Raw genomic sequence first — 16797 nt, 5'->3', positions numbered from 1 at the left:
ATATGACAGTTCTGCATAAAATAGCGACTCAAGTCGCAGAGGAACGCGCACTTCAACGGGAGGTTCACGATGCAACGGAAATGGGTCATCCACACATCATGCGCGGCGCTTGCTCTTGCGTGGCCGCAATTGTCCGCCGCGCAAGAAGCGGCGCCGGCGTCGGACTATGCCGACGGCAACGAAATCATCGTCACCGCAAGCAAACGCGCCGAAAAGCTCCAGGACGTTCCCGCGGCGATCACCGCGGTGTCGTCGGAGAAGATCGAGACGCTCGGTATCCGCGATTTCCGCGACTATGCGACGCTCGTCCCCGGGCTCAGCCAGCGCGACAACGGCGCCCCCGGGCTGGGGTCGATCATCCTTCGCGGCCTCAACTCGGGCCCGCAGCAGGTGTCGAACACCACCGCCGTCTATATCGACGAGGTTCCCTTTACCGCGAGCGGCTTCCTGTCGGCAGGCGCGCTCCTGACGCCGTCGCCCGAGCTTGCCGAGGTCGAGCGCATCGAGGTGCTGAAGGGTCCGCAGGGCACGCTCTATGGCGCAAGCAACCTCGGCGGTCTGGTTCGCATCATCACGAAGAAGCCCGACACGTCGACATTTTCGGGCTCGGCAGGCGGCGAGATTTCGACCGTCGCGCACGGCGAAATGGGCTTCATGGTCCGCGGCTCGGTCAATGTCCCGGTCGTCAAGGACCAGCTCGCGGTGACCGCGACCGGTTACTATCGCCGCGCCGGCGGTTTCACCGACAATGTCGTGACAGGGTCGGAAGATGTGAACCGGTCGAACCTCTACGGCGGCCGCCTCGCGCTGCGCTACGCGCCGACCAGCGACTTCACGATCGACCTTAGCGGCATCTACCAGAATATCGAGAATCTGGGCTATGCGACCCAGAAGCTTGTCCCCGGCACCTTCGATCCCGCCTTCGGCAAATATGCCTATACCAGCTTCGCCGACCTAGGATCGGAAATCAAATATCGCATCGTCAACGCCAATGTCGAATATCGCGTCGGCATCGGGACCTTCACCGCATCGGGCAGCTATGCACGCTACAAGTCGCGCACCGAAACCGACGCGACGGCAACCTATATTCCGGTGGCCCGCGCCGTTCTCGGCCCGATCGCGGATACCGTATTCGGCGTGCCGATCGACACGCTGCTTCCCGCCAACTCAAACGCCCGTTTCCTCGCCTCGCCGAACATGAAGAAATGGACCGGCGAAGTCCGCTTCGCGTCGGACCGTCTGGGGCCGGTCGAATTCATGGTCGGGGGTTTCTACACCAACGAAGACAATATCTATTACACCACGGTCTTCGCCCACAACGCCGACGGCACGCTCCGCGCGGCGCCGTTCGACCAGCTCGTCAAGGCAACGACGACCTCGCGCTACGAGGAGATCGCGGGTTTCGGCAACCTCACCTTCTACCTCACCGATACGCTCGATATCACGGGCGGCCTGCGCTACGCGCATAACAAGCAGGTTGCCGGCACCGGCGGACCGGGCGGCATCACCTATTATCTGCCGCGCACCCCGCGGACGTTCAACTTCAGCGACAATTCGCTGAGCTACCTTGCGACGCTGCGCTGGCGCCCCGCGCCGAATGTCAGCGCCTATCTGCGCGCCGCCAGCGGCTATCGCCCGGGCGGTCCGCAGACCAACCCCACGCCGCCGCCGGGGGCGCAGACCTTCGTCCGGCCCGATACGGTGTGGAATTACGAAGCCGGCATCAAGGGCTCGGTGCTCGACGGCGCGCTCGCCTTCGACGTTTCGGCCTTCCACATCGACTGGAAGGACATCCAGCTTAATTCGCTCGTCAACGGAATCATCCTGCAAGGTAACGCCGCGAGCGCCACCGTCGACGGCTTCGAGATGCAGCTCACGGCGCGCCCGTCGGACCTGCTGACCGTCAGCGTCAGCGCCGGGCACACCGACGGCAAGATCAAGGCGATCGACCCGCTCGCCTCGTCGGCCACCGGCGCGCGAGCGGGCGACAAATTGCCGCTGACGCCGAGCTGGACGACCTCGCTGATCGTCGATCATGCCTTGCCGCTCGGAGACACGATGACGGGCAATGTCGGCGCGACGCTGCGCTTCCAGTCGGACATGCCCGCCACCTACCCGGCGCTCGATCCGTCGCGGCAGCAGAAACTGCCCGACATCACCACCGTCGACCTGCGCGCCAGCGTCACGTTCGACGAGCGCTTCACGGCGCAACTGCGCGTCGACAATCTCTTCGACAAGCTCGGCTTCACCAACGTCACGATCGACGGCGCCAGCGTGATCCGGCCGCGCACGGTGTCGCTTGGCCTGTCGACGAAATTCTGATCGCGTCCGACGGTCGCCCGGTGCCGGGCGACCGTCTTCGTGCCAGAGAGTATCAGACTTAATCATGCACTATTGCATGCCATCCTTGCAGTTCTGCGATATGACGCCATGATCGCGTCGGGCAGCGCGGCCGGCGCGCTTCACGGACAGGAATATTGAACGGGCATGGTTGGACGGGCACCGAAAAATACGGTTCAGGACTGGATCGAGGCCGCGCAGCGGACCTTGGTCGACGAGGGCATTTCGGGCCTGAAAATCGACCGGCTGGCCAACCGGCTTGGCGTGACCCGCGGCGGTTTCTACCATAATTTCAAGGACCGCGACGATTTCTTCGACCAGCTCATCCAGCACTGGGAAGAAAGCTGCCGCTTCCTGCCCGATGCCCCGCCGCCGGCCAGACCCGCCGATGCGATCGCGTGGTTCGACCGGGTGATCCGGCGCCTGATCGACGCCGACGGCTATGATTATCATTTCGACCTCGCCGTCCGCGAATGGGCGCGTTCGGACAAGCGCGCCGAATGGGCGGTCGAACGCGCCGACCGCGAACGGCTCGACACGCTGCAGAAGTTCTTCGAAGCGATCGATTACGACAGCGAGCATGCGGCGATCCGCGCGCGCGTCTTTTATTATCACCAGATCGGCTATTATGCGATCGGCGTCCAGCAAAGCATTCCGGAGCGGCGGAAGAACGCCCAGCTTTATCTCGACATCCTGTGCGGCGAGGAGGCGATAGCGGCGGCGCGCGCCAGCGCCCGAAAGGCGCGCAAGCCCCGCGCGGTGTGAGCCCGCGCGGGATATCCGCGCCTATTCGATGTCGAACTTCACGCCCTGCGCTAGCGGCAATATGCGGCCATAGTTGATCGCATTGGTCTGCCGCCGCATATAGGCCTTCCAGCTATCGGACCCGCTTTCGCGCCCGCCGCCGGTTTCCTTTTCGCCGCCGAAAGCCCCGCCGATTTCGGCCCCGGACGTCCCCATATTCACATTGGCGATGCCGCAATCCGACCCCGCCGCCGACAGGAACTGTTCCACTTCGCGGATGTCGGTCGCAAAGATCGACGAGGAAAGCCCCTGCGGCACGTCGTTCTGCCACGCGATCGCTTCGTCGAGCGTGCGGTATTTGAGGACATAGAGGATCGGGGCGAAAGTTTCCTCGCGGACGCAGTCGGCTTGCGCACCCATCTCGACGAGCGCCGGGCGCGCATAGAAGGACGCCTCGCCATTGACGTCGACGCGGCCGCCGCCGTGCACCCGCCCGCCCGCCGCGCGGGCCGCGTTCAGCGCGCGCTCCATCGCCGAAAAGGCCTCGCCGTCGATCAGCGGCCCGACCAGCGTGTCGGGATTGCGCGGGTCGCCGATCGAGATCGTGCGGTAAACCTCGATCAGTCGTGGAACCAGCCGGTCGTAAACATCGGCATGGACGAACAGGCGGCGCATCGTCGTGCAGCGCTGGCCCGCCGTTCCCATTGCCCCGAAAGCGACGGCGCGCAGCGTCAGATCGAGGTCGGCCGACGGCGTGACGATCGATGCGTTGTTGCCGCCGAGTTCGAGGATCGACCTGCCGAACCGGCGCGCCACACGCTCGCCGACCGTCCGGCCCATCCGCGTCGAGCCGGTCGCCGAGATGACCGGAAGCCGCTTGTCGTCGACGAGCAGCTCGCCGAGGTCGCGGCCGCCGATGATCAGGCCGGCCAGCCCGGCGGGGGCGTCGGGGCCGAAATTCCCGATCACGCGCTCGACGATCGCATGGACGGCCAGCGCGGTCAGCGGTGCTTTTTCCGACGGCTTCCAGACGACGCTGTCGCCGCAGACAAAGGCGAGCGCCGCGTTCCAGCTCCACACCGCGACCGGGAAGTTGAATGCCGATATGACCCCGACCGGGCCGATCGGGTGCCATTGCTCGGTCAGCCGGTGATCGCCGCGCTCGGACGGCATGCACAGGCCGTAAAGCTGGCGCGAAAGCCCGACCGCGAAGTCGCAGATGTCGATCATTTCCTGCACCTCGCCAAGCCCCTCGGACAGCGCCTTGCCGACTTCGAGCGAGACGAGGCGGCCGAGCGCCTCCTTCGCGCCGCGCAGTTCCTCGCCGAGCTGGCGGACGAATTCGCCGCGGCGCGGCGCGGGCACCGTGCGCCAGACCCGGAACGCCGCCTCGGCGGCAGCGATCCGCTCCGCCGCTTCCTCCGGCGTCGTCTCCGCCACCTCGGCGATCACATCGCCGGTGATCGGCGAACGGACGACGCGCGTTCCGCCCGCCAGCAAGGCGGGATCGGCCCCCAGCGCGGCGATCAGGTCGCGGGTTTCGGCGGCAACGGCATTGGTCATGTCATGATCCTCGATGAACAGGCTGGTGAAAACGGGAACCGGTAAAATGGGCGAGCTGCGCACCCGCTTCATAGAAGGCCGAACGGCATCCGCCAAAGGGCGCAGCGCGCAAATCGCTCAGCGGCAGCGAAAAATCCTCGAGCCCGATTTCGCCGAGCGCGAGCCGGGCGAGGTCGCGGCCAAAGGCCGTGCCGGGCGCGATGCCCCGGCCGTTATAGCCGCTGACCGACACCATGTTGCGCCCGTGCAGGTGGAGGCGGGGGACCGCGTCGCCGGTCATGCCGATCCGGCCGTACCAGCGATGTTCCAGCTCGACCTTGGCAAGTTGCGGGAACAGGCGGGCGATCTCGCGTTGTCCCCAATCGGCGTGGATCGACTTGCCGAGCCCGCGCAGCGCGCCGACGCTCCCGAACACGAGCCGGCCCTGCGCGTCGAGCCGGAAGGAGGAGAGGATCGACCTGGTATCCCACGCCCCCTGCCGCCCGGGCAGGATCGTTGCGGCCAGTTCGGGCGACAGCGATCGCGTCGCAAGCTGGAAATAAGGCAACATCACCTGCTCGCGCCGGATGTCGACGCAGGCGCCGCGCGAATAGGCGTCGGTGGCGAAAATCACCCACGGCGCAACGACCTGCCCCGCCGGGGTCGAGATCCGCCACCCCGAGCCCAGATCCTCGCAGGCGATGACCGGCGACCGCGTATGGATGCGCGCGCCGTTGCGCGCCGCATGGTCCGCGAGCCCGCGGACATAGGCAAGCGGCTGGATTGTCCCGGCGCGGCGATCGAGGAGGGCGCCGGCATAGGCGTGGCTTCCGGTAAAATGCGCAGCCTGGCGGGCATCGAGTAACCGGACATCGGCGCCCCTTGCCCGCCATTGCCGCGCGCGCTCGGCAATGTCGCCATAGCCTTTTCGTCCGACCGCGCAGTGGAGCGTGCCGCGATGAACGGCCTCGCAGTCGATGCCGAGGCGTTCGATGAGGTCGAAGACGAGCCGGGGCGCCTCGCCGAGCTGGCTCACCAGCCGTTGGCCATAGGGCGCCGCGAGCGACGCGACGAGGTCGTCCGGCATCACCCACATGCCGGCATTGACGAGGCCGACATTGCGGCCGGCGCCGCCGAAGCCGATGTCTTCGGCCTCGAGGACGACCGGCGCCCGACCCGCCGCAGCGAGATGAAAGGCGGCCGAACAGCCGGTGAAGCCGCCGCCGACGATCACGGCGTCGGCGACGATCTCTTTTGCAAGGGGCCTGCCCGGCGACAGAGACGGCGCCGTTGCCTCCCACAGGCCGTGGCTCAGCGGGTCGTTGTTCATAGCGTTGCCGGGGCGACCATGGCCCTCGCTCCCCTGCCCCTGCCGCCAAAAAAGAGGCGTATCATGCGATATGGGAATTATCGGCTTTGAAACTGTCCCGTCAAACGACTATTCGGACGTAACCGGTTCTCGAATGGAATGAACATGACGCCGCGCCGCTTCCTTCCGCCGACCGCCCTGCTCTGTGCGTTCGAGGCAGCAGCGCGCACCCAGAGTTTCACCCAGGCGGCGCGCGAACTGTCGTTGACCCAGAGCGCGGTGAGCCGGCAGATCCGCGCGCTCGAGGATATATTGGGCGCGCCGCTCTTTCACCGCGAGAAGCAGAAGGTCTTCCTGACGCTCGCGGGAAGCGCCTACGCGCGCGAGATACGCGACGCGCTCAATCGGATTTCGGGCGCCACGCTGGGCTTCCGGGCCAATCCGGGTGGCGGGACGCTGCATATCGCGGCGCTGCCGCTGTTCGGCGCCCGCTGGCTGATGCCGCGCCTCCCGCGCTTCCTCGCCGCCCATCCGGACCTGTCGGTCAATGTGACGACGCGCCTCGCGCCCTTCGATTTTCGTTTCGATCCGGTCGATGCGGCGATCCATTTCGGCCTTCCCGAATGGCCGGGGTCGCGCCTCGATTTCCTGATGAACGAAAATGTGGTGCCGCTTTGCAGCCCCGCGGTCGCTGATCAGCTTGGCTGCACAGCGCCTGCCGACCTCGTCGACGCACCGCTGCTCCACCTCGTCTCGCGCCCCGACGCCTGGGAACGCTGGTTCGCAGCGATGCAGGTCGATCCCGGCGAAGTCCACGGGATGCTCGTCGACCAGTTTGCGTTGGGTATCGAAGCGGCGCGCGCCGGTCTCGGCGTTGCGTTGCTGCCCGAATTTCTCGTCGCTTCGGAACTCGCGCGCGGCGAACTCGTCAAAGTGTTCGACGCGCCGTGGCAGGGTCCCGAGAGCTATTATCTCGTCCGGCCCGACACGCATGAAAACTACACCCCGCTCGACGCGTTCGCGGACTGGATCATTTACGAGGCAGGCTTGCTGTCGAACTGACCCGATCGCTCCGGCCGCGAATAACGCGCCAACTCGCGCACAAGATGATCGAACAGGATGCTGACGCGAGGCAGGCGCCGCAAATCTTCATGCGTGACGATCCAGGTGTCGAGGCCCGGCAGAAGCAGGTCCGGAAGCACCGCTTTCAATCGGTGATCGGCAAGCCCTATTCTCCGCTGCATCACTGCGATGCCCATTCCCGCCCTTGCGAGCGCGATCTGGGCCGGGTGACTGTCGGTCCGCATTTTGAAACAGTTGCGGGCGATGCCGGGCAATAGCGCCGCGGTGAACTTCAGATCCGCAGGCTCTCGGTCGGATCCGATGATATCGTGGGCGGCGAGATCGGCGGGAGTGTCCGGCATTCCCTTGCGCGCCAGATAATCTTCATGAGCGAAAAGACCGAGTTCGATCACCCCGATCTTCTTGGCGACAAGCGCGCCCTCGCGCGGCGGATGCATGCGGATGGCAATATCGACCTCCTGTTCGATCAGATCGGCCGTCGCGTTGCTCAACGAAAGCTCGATCATGATTCCCGGATGCGCCGCCTGCAGCTTCGCCAATATGGGCGGCAGGACTTCGATGCCCACGACCTCCGACGCGCTCAAGCGGACCGTGCCGGCGATTTCGCCGGCCGGGGCAGATGCGGCGCGCGCGAACAATTCGGATGCCCTGTCCATCGCGCGGGCGCTGTCGGCCAGCGAGCGCGCATGCTCGGTCGCCGCAAGGCCGTTCGCCGACCGGGTGAACAGCACCGTACCCAGTCTCTGCTCAAGCGCCGCGATCCGCGAACGGACGGTTGGCTGCGCCAGCCCGAGCCGCCGCGCCGCACCCGACAAGCTGCCTTCTTCGAACGCCGCGAGGAATGCCTGCTGATTTTCCCAGGGAATGGTACCGCTCATCATTTTTTGATTAGCAGTTTCCAAAGTTTTGCCAATTTCTTTCATCTACCCAAACCCTATCCTTGGCTCCGGATTACAGGAGATCGAAGATGACAAACGAGAGCACGGCAGCCACCGCATTGATACTCGGCGCAACGGGCGGCATTGGCGGCGCGATCGGCGCCGCGCTCCGGCGCCGGGGATGGACCGTCAAGGCGCTCGCGCGCGATCCGGCCAAGGCGGCAGCCGGATGGCAAAATGGTCCGTCGCCCCTGTGGGTCGCCGGCGACGCGATGAACGAGGAGGACGTCGTAGCGGCTGCGGCCGGAACGTCGGTGATCGTCCATGCCGTCAATCCGCCGGGCTATCGCAACTGGGACCGTCTGGTGCTGCCGATGATCACAAACAGCCTTGCCGCCGCGCGGGCGGCAGGCGGCGCCCGCATCATACTCCCGGGCACAGTCTATAATTTCGAGGCCGGAACCACGGCCGTCGTGGACAGCACGACGCCGCAATCGGCGCGATCGCGCAAAGGCGCCATTCGCGCAGAAATGGAGCGGCTGCTCGAAGATGCCGCGCCCGACGTGCCCAGCCTGATCCTGCGCGCCGGAGATTTTTTCGGCCCCGGAATCCGGCAAAGCTGGTTCGCGCAAGCAATGGTCACGCCCGGCGCACCGGTTCGGCGGATCCTCAATCCGGCGACCGGCGCGGGCCACAGTTGGGCTTATCTTCCCGACCTCGCCGAGACTTTCGTCCGCTTGATCGAAATGCCCGACCGGCTCGATGCTTTCGAGCGCCTCCAGTTCGAGGGTCATGTCGATGCAAGCGGCACGGAAATGATCGAGGCCGTGCGCGCGGCCGTCGGCCGGGATATTCCGGTCCGGGCTTTTCCCTGGTGGCTGATGCGGTGCCTTGCCCCGTTCGGCGGTTTTCCGCGCGAAGTGGTCGAAGTCGAGCCCTATTGGCGCCACCCCATGCGGCTCGACAACGGGCGCCTTCAACGCCTGCTCGGTAACGAGCCGCACACGCCGCTCGACACGGCTGTCAGGCATACGCTCGAAGCGCTTGGCTGCCTCGATCAACGCAGCGTCCTGTCGCAAGCCGCGTGACGGCGCGCCATCCGACGGATCGCGCAGCCCGTCCGGAAAGGCTTTTACAATCCCCTGGCGCCTCGTTATGGGGCCCGCGGCCGAAATCGCCAGCCGACGGCGCGGCGCACAGGCGAACAGCACCTCTCATTATTGCCGGCATTTTTTCCGGGAAGATTTCTTTCGAACATGTCGAGCAGCGGGTTGATACAGACGTTCATGCAGATCAGGCCGGTGCTGCACCGGTTTCTGGTCGTGCGCGGCGCGGCTCCCGCCGAAGCGGAAGATATGCTGCAGGAAATCTCGCTGCGGCTTTCGACGGCCAATATCGGCCCGGTGGCCGAGGTCCGCGCCTATCTGTACAAAATGGCGTCGAACCAGTTTCAACTGCATCGCCGTACCGAGCAGCGCCGCGCGCGGCGCGAGGAAGACTGGGTGGACGCGAACAGCGCCGGCGAACGGGACATCGACCCCGCCGCCTCGGCCGAGGTCCGGCTGATCCAGCGCGAAGAGCTTGCCATTCTCCAGACGGCGCTATCGAAGCTTCCCGAACGGACACGGTGGATATTCATGCAATTCCGGGTCGAAGGCCTGCCGCAAAAACAGATCGCCAATGCGCTGGAGATCAGCGTCAGCGCCGTGGAAAAGCATCTGACGCGCGCTTATGGGGAAATCGCCGCCACGAAGCTGTTGCTGGATGGGGATGATGACCTGCCGCGGCATCTCAGGAACACAGGGGGCGTGTCATGAGCATCGCGGAACAGGATCCTATCATCGAGCGGGCCATCGAATGGCACGTCCGGCTGCGCGACGGCGGCGACGACGTCTGGGAAGCATTTGCCGCCTGGCTCGAAGAAGATCCGCGCCACGCAGACGCCTATGAGCGGATCGAGGCGCTCGACGACCGGATCGGTCCGCTGCTGGACGATATCGATCGCCGGCAACCCGCCAATGACCTTTACGACGAGCCTCAGCCCCGCCGCCGCTTCCTCTATTGGGCGGGCGGCGCGCTGGCGGCGTCGGTCGCGGCGACCTTGCTTCTGATACCGCAACTGTCCTCGCAATCGTACGAAATCGCAACCAGCGTCGGCGAGCGGCGCCAGCTCGAGCTCGAGCAGGGCACCGATATCGCGCTCAACGGCGACACGAAGCTGGTTCTGGACCGGGAGAACACACGCTCGGCGGAGTTGGTCCAAGGCCAAGCCCTGTTTCGTGTCCGGCACGATGACAACCGGCCGTTCGTCGTCGCGGTTGGCGATGTCCGGATCGTCGATGTCGGCACGATATTCGAAGTGGTGCGCGACGGCGGCGAGATTCGCGTGGCGGTGTCGGAAGGCAAGGTCGAATATCGCGCCGCGGGCAAGACCGTCCCGCTCGACGCCGGGCAGTCGCTGATTGCCGCAAGCGACGGAAAAATCACGGTGTCCGATACGCCCATCGAGGCCGTGGGGTCGTGGCAACACAAGCGATATCTGTATGCGGGCGCCCCGCTCTCGCGCGTCGCGGCCGACCTGTCGCGTAGCCTCGGCGTCGGTATCCGCGTCGATCCGGCGCTCGGCAACCGGCCGTTTTCCGGCAACCTGCATATCGATGGCGCCAGCGAAGCCGAATTGCACCGCCTCGCCGCCGCGCTCGACGTCCATCTCCAGCGTGCAGGGCGTATCTGGGTCATGAGGCCGCCAACAAGTGTGCCGGATTGACCTGGTCGCGGCCGCGGGTGCCGTGGCAATCAGTCTTGGCAGCGCGGCCCCGGTGTGGGCCCAGAGCTTCGATGTCCCGGCCGGTCCCCTCGGCGATGTCGCGGGGCGGATCGGCGCGCAGTCGGGCACGACGGTAACGGTTCCCGATCCCGAACTCGCCAAGCGGCGCTCGCCGGGCGTGCGCGGCCGCCTTGGCCTGCGCGAAGCGCTGCGCCGCGCCCTCGCCGGGACCGGCGCCGAAGCGCGCTTCTTCGATGGACGCACGGTTCGCATCGTCCGCCGGACCGCGACGGTACCGAAAGCGCCGAAACCGTCGCGGCCGAAACCCGCCGTGCGGCCCGTCGCCCCTCCACCCGCGGCGGAAGCCCCGGAAGAGATCATCGTCACCGGCAGCAAGGCGCAAACGTCGCTCGACAGCTATCCGGGTACGGCCAACATCATCGATATCGCCGGCAGTTGGAGCACCCGCAACGGCACCGACGGGACCGCCGCGATCACGCGGCTCCTGCCATCGCTTTCGACCACCAATCTCGGCAGGGGCCGGGAAAAAATCTTCATCCGCGGGGTCGCCGACAGCAGCTTCAACGGCCCGACGCAATCGGCGACCGGGCAATATCTGGGCGACGTCCGCCTGACCTTCAATGCGCCCGATCCATCGCTGAACCTTTACGACATGCGGCGGGTGGAGGTGCTCGTCGGCCCGCAGGCGCCCTTGTACGGCGCGGGCTCGCTCGGCGGTATCATCAGGTTCGTGCCGAATACGCCCGACCTCCACCGGCTATCGGGCAGCGCATCGGCCCTTACCGAATATACGAAGGGGGGAGGTCTCGGCGGCGAAGTCAACGCCATGCTCAACATCCCGATTTCGGACGGGCGCTGGGCCGCGCGAGTGACCGCCTCGACCGGCGAGCGCGCCGGCTATATCGATGCGCCCGCGCAGGGTGCGAAGAATATCAACCCGACGCAAAGCTATGGCTATCGCATCGCGCTGCGCGGCGAAGATGTCGGCGGCTGGACCCTCGACCTTGGCCATGTCCGGCAACATATCGAGACCGCCTCGGGCCAATATGTCCTGCATGGCCCCGGTGAGCCGACGATCGCACAGCCTTTTCGCAGCGATTATCGCCTTGCCTATTTGCGGGCCGAAAAGCAGCTCGGCGACGCCGCGCTGGTATCGACAACCGCCGTCGTGCGGCACGATCTCGAAAGCGAATTCGATGCCAGCCCGCTGTTCGAAATCGTCTCCCGGTTCGGGGAAGCGAGCAAAATTTCTATCCTGTCGCATGAGACGCGGGTCTCGGGGGGCGATCGCCGAACACCGTGGGTGATCGGGGCAAGTGCGATCTATAGCCGCAGCCTCGTTTCCCAGTTTCTGGATCTCGCCGACTTCCCGAGGATCGCGGTCGAGGTCGTCGACCGGAACCTCGACACGGCGCTCTATGGCCGGGTTACGCGTTCGCTGAGCCCGTCGCTGTCCGTGACGGTCGGGGGGCGCCTGACCTACGCGAGGACCGAAAGCTACATCCGCGATCCCAAGCCGCCGAATACCGCCGAAAGTTTTCGCGACGGCGCGCGCTTCTCGCGGACGGTGGCGCTCGACTGGCAGCCCGGCGGCCTTTTCTCGGCGTTCGTCCGCCACGATCAGGGATTTCGCGCCGGCGGCCTGACCGCTTACCCGACGGCCCTCGGGCTCGTTGCCCAGCCATTCCGCCCCGACACGCTGGATATGTATGAGCTCGGGGTCAGGCTCGGCCGATCCGACCGCGACGAGCTTTCGCTCCGCGCCGCCTTCTTCCTGAACAAATGGCACAATATGCAGGCCGACCTCATCGACGTGACGGGATTTCCCTATACCGCCAATGTCGGAAACGGGCGGATTGTCGGCCTCGACGCCGAACTGCGCTGGCGGCCGGCCCCCGACCTGCTGCTCACGGCGTCGGCATTCGTCAACGATAGCCGCCTGACGCCGTCCGAAGCGGTCGGCCCCGCCGGCAAGGGCCAGCCGCTGCCGAACGTCGCCGGCGTCGGAGGCCGGCTGGCGGCGGACTGGCGCCGCGAACTCGCGGCGGACAGGACACTGACCGCGAGGGCCTCGATACGCTACGTCGGAAAATCGCGCCTCGGCGTCGGGTCGGTGCTCGACATACCGCAAGGCGGCTATGCGGTCATCGACATGGGCGTCGGGATCGACGTCGGGCGGATCGCGCTGTCGCTCAATCTCGACAATGTGGCCGACGCGCGCGGCAACACCTTCGCCTTCGGCAACCCGTTCTCGGTCGTTCGCCGCGATCAGGTGACCCCGCTTCGCCCGCGTTCGCTCCGGCTCGGGATCGACTTCGCCTTCTGAACCGCCGGGCGCGCGGAGGGCCTGTTTTGCACAAAAATGCGCTCCCGCCGGATTTATGGTGGGGATTCCTCCGGGGCACGGTGTCCTAAGCGTGAAGGACGGCGAACCGGCAGCGGTCGGCGCGCCTCGTTCGGACGTTCATGTCTAGTGGAGGACATATGAGAAATACCTGGATTCTGGCGCCTGTACTCGCGATCGCGGTCACGGGCTGCGCCAGCAACGCCGACCAGCGGGCCGCGGTTCGCGGGGCGCTGATCGGAGCGGCCGGCGGCGCCGTGGTCAGCGCCGCAACCGGCGGCGATTTGGCGGAAGGCGCGGCGATCGGCGCGGTCGGCGGCGCCGCGATCGGCGTCATCACGCAGGATGGCCGCCAGCGCAAAGTCTACCGCGACCGCGACGGGCGCCGTTACTGGGTCGATGACCGTGGCCGTCGCCGCCACATGTCGGACCGGCGCTGACCCTTTTTCACAACCGAATGACGATGCGCGGCCCCCAGCGGCCGCAAGATACAAATGATGGAGTATGATATGCGTAGCGTAATGACGTCCCTGCTTTTCGCCGTGTCGGCAGCAGCTTTTGCGGCGCCGGCGATGGCTCAGGACGCGCCGAGCGGCCTGCGGGTCGGCGTGATCGGCGGGCTCGATATCGTCCGCCCCGGCAGCACCGAGGATTCGGACGTCGCCGGCGACGATCAGAGCACCGAAGGCTTTCTCTATGGCGTCGACGCCGGTTACGACCTCGCGCTTGGCCGGGTGGTCGTGGGCATCGAGGGCGAGTGGAGCGATTCGACCGGCAAGACCAAGACCGATCGCAGCGACCCCAATTTCTTCGGCTATGGCAAGGTGGCGCCGGGCCGCGATCTGTATGTCGGCGCCCGCGTCGGCTTTGCCGCCGGCCCCGATACGCTGATCTATGCGAAAGGCGGCTATACGAACGCCCGTCTGAACGTCGTCGCCTCGAACGGCGACATCGACCGCAAGGAACGATTCCGGCTCGACGGCTGGCGGATCGGTGCCGGCGTCGAACATGCGATCGGAAGCCGCAGCTACGCCAAGATCGAATATCGTTACTCCAACTATACCGAAGCGGATTTCCGCTTCCGCGACGGGGACACCACCGACCGGTTCGAGGTCGACACCGACCGGCACCAGATCGTCGCCGGCGTGGGGTTCCGCTTCTAGGCACCAGCAGCGCGGCAGGCACGCCCTGCCGCGCTCATCCCCCTCGCAGAGGAGCTTGCCATGAAAAAAGCAGCAACCATTGCGCTGTGCCTCGCGGCGATCCTGCCTCTTTCGGCCGTCGGCGCGCGGGACCACCACCGGGATCGTGACGATCGCCGCTGGGATTCACGCGACGAACGTTTCGATCGGGACGATCGCCATCGCCATAGGGAGCGGTTCGACGGTCGGCGTCACGCCAGATATGTCGAATGGCGCAGATGGCACCGCGGAGAACGCTTCGACCGTCGATATGCCCGCGACTATCGGGTGATCGACTATCGCCGTTATCGCGGTTTGCGGCCTCCCCCGCGCGGTCATTATTATGCCCGCTCGGGCAACGACGCCATTCTGGTCGCGATCGCGACCGGGATCGTGGCCGCGGTCATTACCGATGCCATCCGTTAGTCGGGGCAGAGGCGTATCGGAACCTGGCGCCCCCTCCCCCTCCCTGCCCTGTTTCGATACTGCCTTGACCCGATGACCTGCGGAGCCGCGCGCGATACCGTGCGCGGCTCCGCGGGCTTTTTTCCCGGCGACCTTGCCGTGTTTCAACCGGCCTCGATGACTGAATGCGGGCAAAAGTGGTGACCACGGACGCTTGATCAGGAAGCGCTGAAGACTAGAGATCTTTCAGCAACCGAGGTTTAAGGCTCGCCATAACTCTCGCGGACGATTTGATTTTTCGCTCCTTGGCGCTGCCTTCTACCGCGACGAGCCCGAATTTCTGGCCATATCCCAGCATCCATTCGAAATTGTCGAGCAGCGACCAATAGAAATAGCCGCGCACGTCAGCCCCGCGCGCCATCGCCCGCCGCACTCCGGCAATAGCGGCGTCGATAAAGACGGCGCGGCGATCGTCGTCGTCGCCGACATAGCCGTTTTCGGTAACGACGATCGGGACCTTCCAGCGGCCCGCCACCCATTCGCACACCGCGCCGATCGCCTCGGGCCGGTCTTCCCAGCCCATCGTCGTCGGTACGCCGCCCTTGGCGACGCCGACGGTGCCGTCCGCGCGGCTCGTCATGCGCGAATAGGTCTGGACGCCGACAAAGTCGTCTTCCTCTGCCGCGTCGAGGAAAGGGGCATAATAGGTCTCGCGCCGCGCGTCGCGATGGGCCTCGCCGCCGGGCTCGGCATGTTCTTCGGACAGCGCGAGCGTCATGCCGACCGCAAGGCTTGGCCGCTCGGCGCGGATCGCGGCGCGCGCCGCGCGATGCGCGGCGAGGCCGTTGCCGAAGATCGCTTCTTCGGGGCTGTGGAGGAAGAAGGCATCGAGCGGCGCCCCCAGTGCGCGCTCGGCCGCCGCGCGCTGCGCGGCGCTGGCGCGGCCGCGGAAATAGGGCGCGGCGATCGCGGGCAGGTTGAGTTCGTTGATCGTGCAGACGATCGCGAGGCCATCGAGCGCGCGAACGACCCGCGCCGCCTGTTCGGCAAAGCGCTCCGGGAACTCGTGCGAAACAAGCCCGCCGCGCGCCGCCATCCAGCGCGGCTGGCTGAAATGATGGAGCGTGACGACAGGCGCGATCCCGCGTGCAAGGCAGGCATCGGCGACGCGGCGATAATGGTCGAGAGCGGCTTGCGACACAAAGCCCGCCTCGGGCTCGACCCGCGCCCATTCGACCGAGAAGCGATAGGCATCGAACCCCAGCGCGGTAACAATGCCGATATCTTCGGCATAGCGGTGATAATGGTCGGCGGCGTCGCCCGAGGGTTCGAGGAAGAGCGACGGCTGCGCATGTTCGAGCGCCCAGCAGTCCGAATGGACATTATTGCCCTCGACCTGATGCGCGGCGGTCGCGGTGCCCCACAGGAATCCGGGCGGCAGGCGGCCCGTCATGCGCGCGGGTCGCGGCTGGAAAAGTTGAAGATATAGGCGCGGCGCGGCCGGTCGGCCGTTCGGTTGCCCGACGTGAAATGCGGCGTTCCGTAGTTGTGGACCGTCGCGCCGCCGGCCTTCAGCGGGCAAGCGACCGCGGTGTCGAGGTCAAGCGCCGCCTCGGGATCGCGGATCGCCAGCAGGCGCTGGCTGTAGTCGGCATCTCCGCCGGCGATATAATGGTCGAGCAACGGCGCGCGATGCGCGCCGGGGACGAAATGCATGCAGCCATTTTCCGCGTCGACATCGTCGAGCGCGACCCAGAATTGCACATATTCGTCCGACGGCACCGGCGTCCCCGCCGGCGTGAAAGGCATTTCGGCATAGCTGTAATCCTGATGCCAGGGCGTCGTCGCAAGCTGGCCGGGCTCCTTGTAGATCAGCATGTCGAACACCGGCTTCGGATCGTCGATACCCAGCAATGCCCGTGCGATATCGCGCGCGGCGTCGAGCGCGGGATTGTCGCGAAAGATCGGATGATAGGCGGACGGGATCATGATCTGGCGCGTCGTCATGCCCAGCGGATTGTCGGTGGCGCTGCAGTCGATTTCGCCGCGCAGCATCGCGTCATACACCCCCGCCAGCTCCGCGACCGTGTCCGCGCCGACAAGCTGCGGGATAGCCAGGAACCCGTCGCGCCGGAAGCGCTCGACCTCGATCGCCTGCATCTTTGATCCTCGATCCGATGCCG

15 protein-coding genes are annotated in these 16797 nt (G+C 66.0%); 10 read left to right on the top strand and 5 right to left on the bottom strand.

Annotated features, from left to right (window positions below):
• Nucleotides 1-69: 69 nt before the first annotated feature.
• Both V6U71_RS05345 and V6U71_RS05340 read left to right on the top strand, forming a co-directional pair.
• Complete coding sequence (locus V6U71_RS05345) at nt 70-2322, top strand: TonB-dependent receptor (protein ID WP_411341274.1); 2253 nt, start codon at nt 70-72, stop codon at nt 2320-2322.
• Nucleotides 2323-2487: 165 nt separating this feature from the next.
• Complete coding sequence (locus V6U71_RS05340; protein ID WP_411341273.1) at nt 2488-3105, top strand: TetR/AcrR family transcriptional regulator; 618 nt, start codon at nt 2488-2490, stop codon at nt 3103-3105.
• A gap of 21 nt (nt 3106-3126) precedes the next feature.
• Here the strand turns inward: V6U71_RS05340 and V6U71_RS05335 are convergent, their stop codons facing one another.
• Both V6U71_RS05335 and V6U71_RS05330 read right to left on the bottom strand, forming a co-directional pair.
• Entirely contained in the window at nt 3127-4647 is a 1521-nt protein-coding gene (locus tag V6U71_RS05335; protein ID WP_411341272.1) for an aldehyde dehydrogenase family protein, read from the bottom strand.
• 1 nt (nt 4648) lies between these two features.
• Nucleotides 4649-5956, bottom strand: a complete 1308-nt coding sequence (locus V6U71_RS05330) for an NAD(P)/FAD-dependent oxidoreductase (protein WP_411341271.1) — start codon at nt 5954-5956, stop codon at nt 4649-4651.
• Nucleotides 5957-6100: 144 nt separating this feature from the next.
• Between V6U71_RS05330 and V6U71_RS05325 the strand changes: the two genes are divergently transcribed.
• On the top strand, nt 6101-6997 hold the full coding sequence (locus V6U71_RS05325) for a LysR substrate-binding domain-containing protein (RefSeq protein WP_411341270.1): 897 nt from the start codon (nt 6101-6103) through the stop codon (nt 6995-6997).
• Here V6U71_RS05325 and V6U71_RS05320 read toward each other — a convergent pair.
• Entirely contained in the window at nt 6970-7941 is a 972-nt protein-coding gene (locus V6U71_RS05320; RefSeq protein ID WP_411341269.1) for a LysR family transcriptional regulator, read from the bottom strand. The two genes, V6U71_RS05325 and V6U71_RS05320, sit on opposite strands and share 28 nt — an antisense overlap.
• 44 nt (nt 7942-7985) lie before the next feature.
• Here V6U71_RS05320 and V6U71_RS05315 point away from each other — a divergent pair, with 44 nt between their 5' ends.
• The 7 genes from V6U71_RS05315 to V6U71_RS05285 all read left to right on the top strand — a co-directional run bounded on the left by V6U71_RS05315 (nt 7986) and on the right by V6U71_RS05285 (nt 14635).
• Complete coding sequence (locus tag V6U71_RS05315) at nt 7986-8984, top strand: NAD(P)H-binding protein (protein WP_411341268.1); 999 nt, start codon at nt 7986-7988, stop codon at nt 8982-8984.
• Nucleotides 8985-9152: 168 nt separating this feature from the next.
• Nucleotides 9153-9713 (top strand): RNA polymerase sigma factor, encoded by a 561-nt coding sequence (locus V6U71_RS05310; RefSeq protein ID WP_411341267.1) that lies wholly within the window; start codon nt 9153-9155, stop codon nt 9711-9713.
• On the top strand, nt 9710-10663 hold the full coding sequence (locus tag V6U71_RS05305; RefSeq protein ID WP_411341266.1) for a FecR family protein: 954 nt from the start codon (nt 9710-9712) through the stop codon (nt 10661-10663). Before V6U71_RS05310 ends, V6U71_RS05305 begins: the two co-directional genes overlap by 4 nt.
• A 22-nt stretch (nt 10664-10685) precedes the next feature.
• A complete protein-coding gene (locus V6U71_RS05300; protein WP_411341265.1) occupies nt 10686-13010 on the top strand; it encodes a TonB-dependent receptor domain-containing protein in 2325 nt (774 codons plus the stop codon).
• Between the two features lie 158 nt (nt 13011-13168).
• Nucleotides 13169-13468 (top strand): hypothetical protein, encoded by a 300-nt coding sequence (locus V6U71_RS05295; protein WP_054728964.1) that lies wholly within the window; start codon nt 13169-13171, stop codon nt 13466-13468.
• A 69-nt stretch (nt 13469-13537) separates the two neighbouring features.
• Complete coding sequence (locus V6U71_RS05290) at nt 13538-14191, top strand: outer membrane protein (protein WP_411341264.1); 654 nt, start codon at nt 13538-13540, stop codon at nt 14189-14191.
• Nucleotides 14192-14251: 60 nt separating this feature from the next.
• A complete protein-coding gene (locus V6U71_RS05285) occupies nt 14252-14635 on the top strand; it encodes an RcnB family protein (RefSeq protein WP_411341263.1) in 384 nt (127 codons plus the stop codon).
• Between the two features lie 214 nt (nt 14636-14849).
• Here the strand turns inward: V6U71_RS05285 and V6U71_RS05280 are convergent, their stop codons facing one another.
• Together V6U71_RS05280 and V6U71_RS05275 are read right to left on the bottom strand one after the other, a co-directional pair.
• A complete protein-coding gene (locus V6U71_RS05280) occupies nt 14850-16067 on the bottom strand; it encodes a glycoside hydrolase family 1 protein (protein ID WP_411341262.1) in 1218 nt (405 codons plus the stop codon).
• Nucleotides 16064-16774 (bottom strand): phytanoyl-CoA dioxygenase family protein, encoded by a 711-nt coding sequence (locus V6U71_RS05275; protein ID WP_411341261.1) that lies wholly within the window; start codon nt 16772-16774, stop codon nt 16064-16066. Before V6U71_RS05275 ends, V6U71_RS05280 begins: the two co-directional genes overlap by 4 nt.
• Nucleotides 16775-16797: the final 23 nt, after the last annotated feature.

The sequence above is a fragment of the Sphingopyxis sp. J-6 genome (assembly GCF_046603995.1).
GTDB lineage: Bacteria > Pseudomonadota > Alphaproteobacteria > Sphingomonadales > Sphingomonadaceae > Sphingopyxis.
This window is presented reverse-complemented; position numbering and strand designations above follow the sequence as displayed.

Bases quoted from the DNA above. Each gene is read 5' to 3' on its own strand.
- V6U71_RS05290 (WP_411341264.1), top strand. From the start codon at position 13,538: ATGCGTAGCGTAATGACGTCCCTGCTTTTCGCCGTGTCGGCAGCAGCT.
- V6U71_RS05280 (WP_411341262.1), bottom strand. From the start codon at position 16,067: ATGACGGGCCGCCTGCCGCCCGGATTCCTGTGGGGCACCGCGACCGCC.
- V6U71_RS05335 (WP_411341272.1), bottom strand. From the start codon at position 4,647: ATGACCAATGCCGTTGCCGCCGAAACCCGCGACCTGATCGCCGCGCTG.
- V6U71_RS05320 (WP_411341269.1), bottom strand. From the start codon at position 7,941: ATGAAAGAAATTGGCAAAACTTTGGAAACTGCTAATCAAAAAATGATG.
- V6U71_RS05275 (WP_411341261.1), bottom strand. From the start codon at position 16,774: ATGCAGGCGATCGAGGTCGAGCGCTTCCGGCGCGACGGGTTCCTGGCT.
- V6U71_RS05330 (WP_411341271.1), bottom strand. From the start codon at position 5,956: ATGAACAACGACCCGCTGAGCCACGGCCTGTGGGAGGCAACGGCGCCG.
- V6U71_RS05315 (WP_411341268.1), top strand. From the start codon at position 7,986: ATGACAAACGAGAGCACGGCAGCCACCGCATTGATACTCGGCGCAACG.
- V6U71_RS05305 (WP_411341266.1), top strand. From the start codon at position 9,710: ATGAGCATCGCGGAACAGGATCCTATCATCGAGCGGGCCATCGAATGG.
- V6U71_RS05325 (WP_411341270.1), top strand. From the start codon at position 6,101: ATGACGCCGCGCCGCTTCCTTCCGCCGACCGCCCTGCTCTGTGCGTTC.
- V6U71_RS05295 (WP_054728964.1), top strand. From the start codon at position 13,169: ATGAGAAATACCTGGATTCTGGCGCCTGTACTCGCGATCGCGGTCACG.
- V6U71_RS05345 (WP_411341274.1), top strand. From the start codon at position 70: ATGCAACGGAAATGGGTCATCCACACATCATGCGCGGCGCTTGCTCTT.
- V6U71_RS05340 (WP_411341273.1), top strand. From the start codon at position 2,488: ATGGTTGGACGGGCACCGAAAAATACGGTTCAGGACTGGATCGAGGCC.
- V6U71_RS05310 (WP_411341267.1), top strand. From the start codon at position 9,153: ATGTCGAGCAGCGGGTTGATACAGACGTTCATGCAGATCAGGCCGGTG.
- V6U71_RS05285 (WP_411341263.1), top strand. From the start codon at position 14,252: ATGAAAAAAGCAGCAACCATTGCGCTGTGCCTCGCGGCGATCCTGCCT.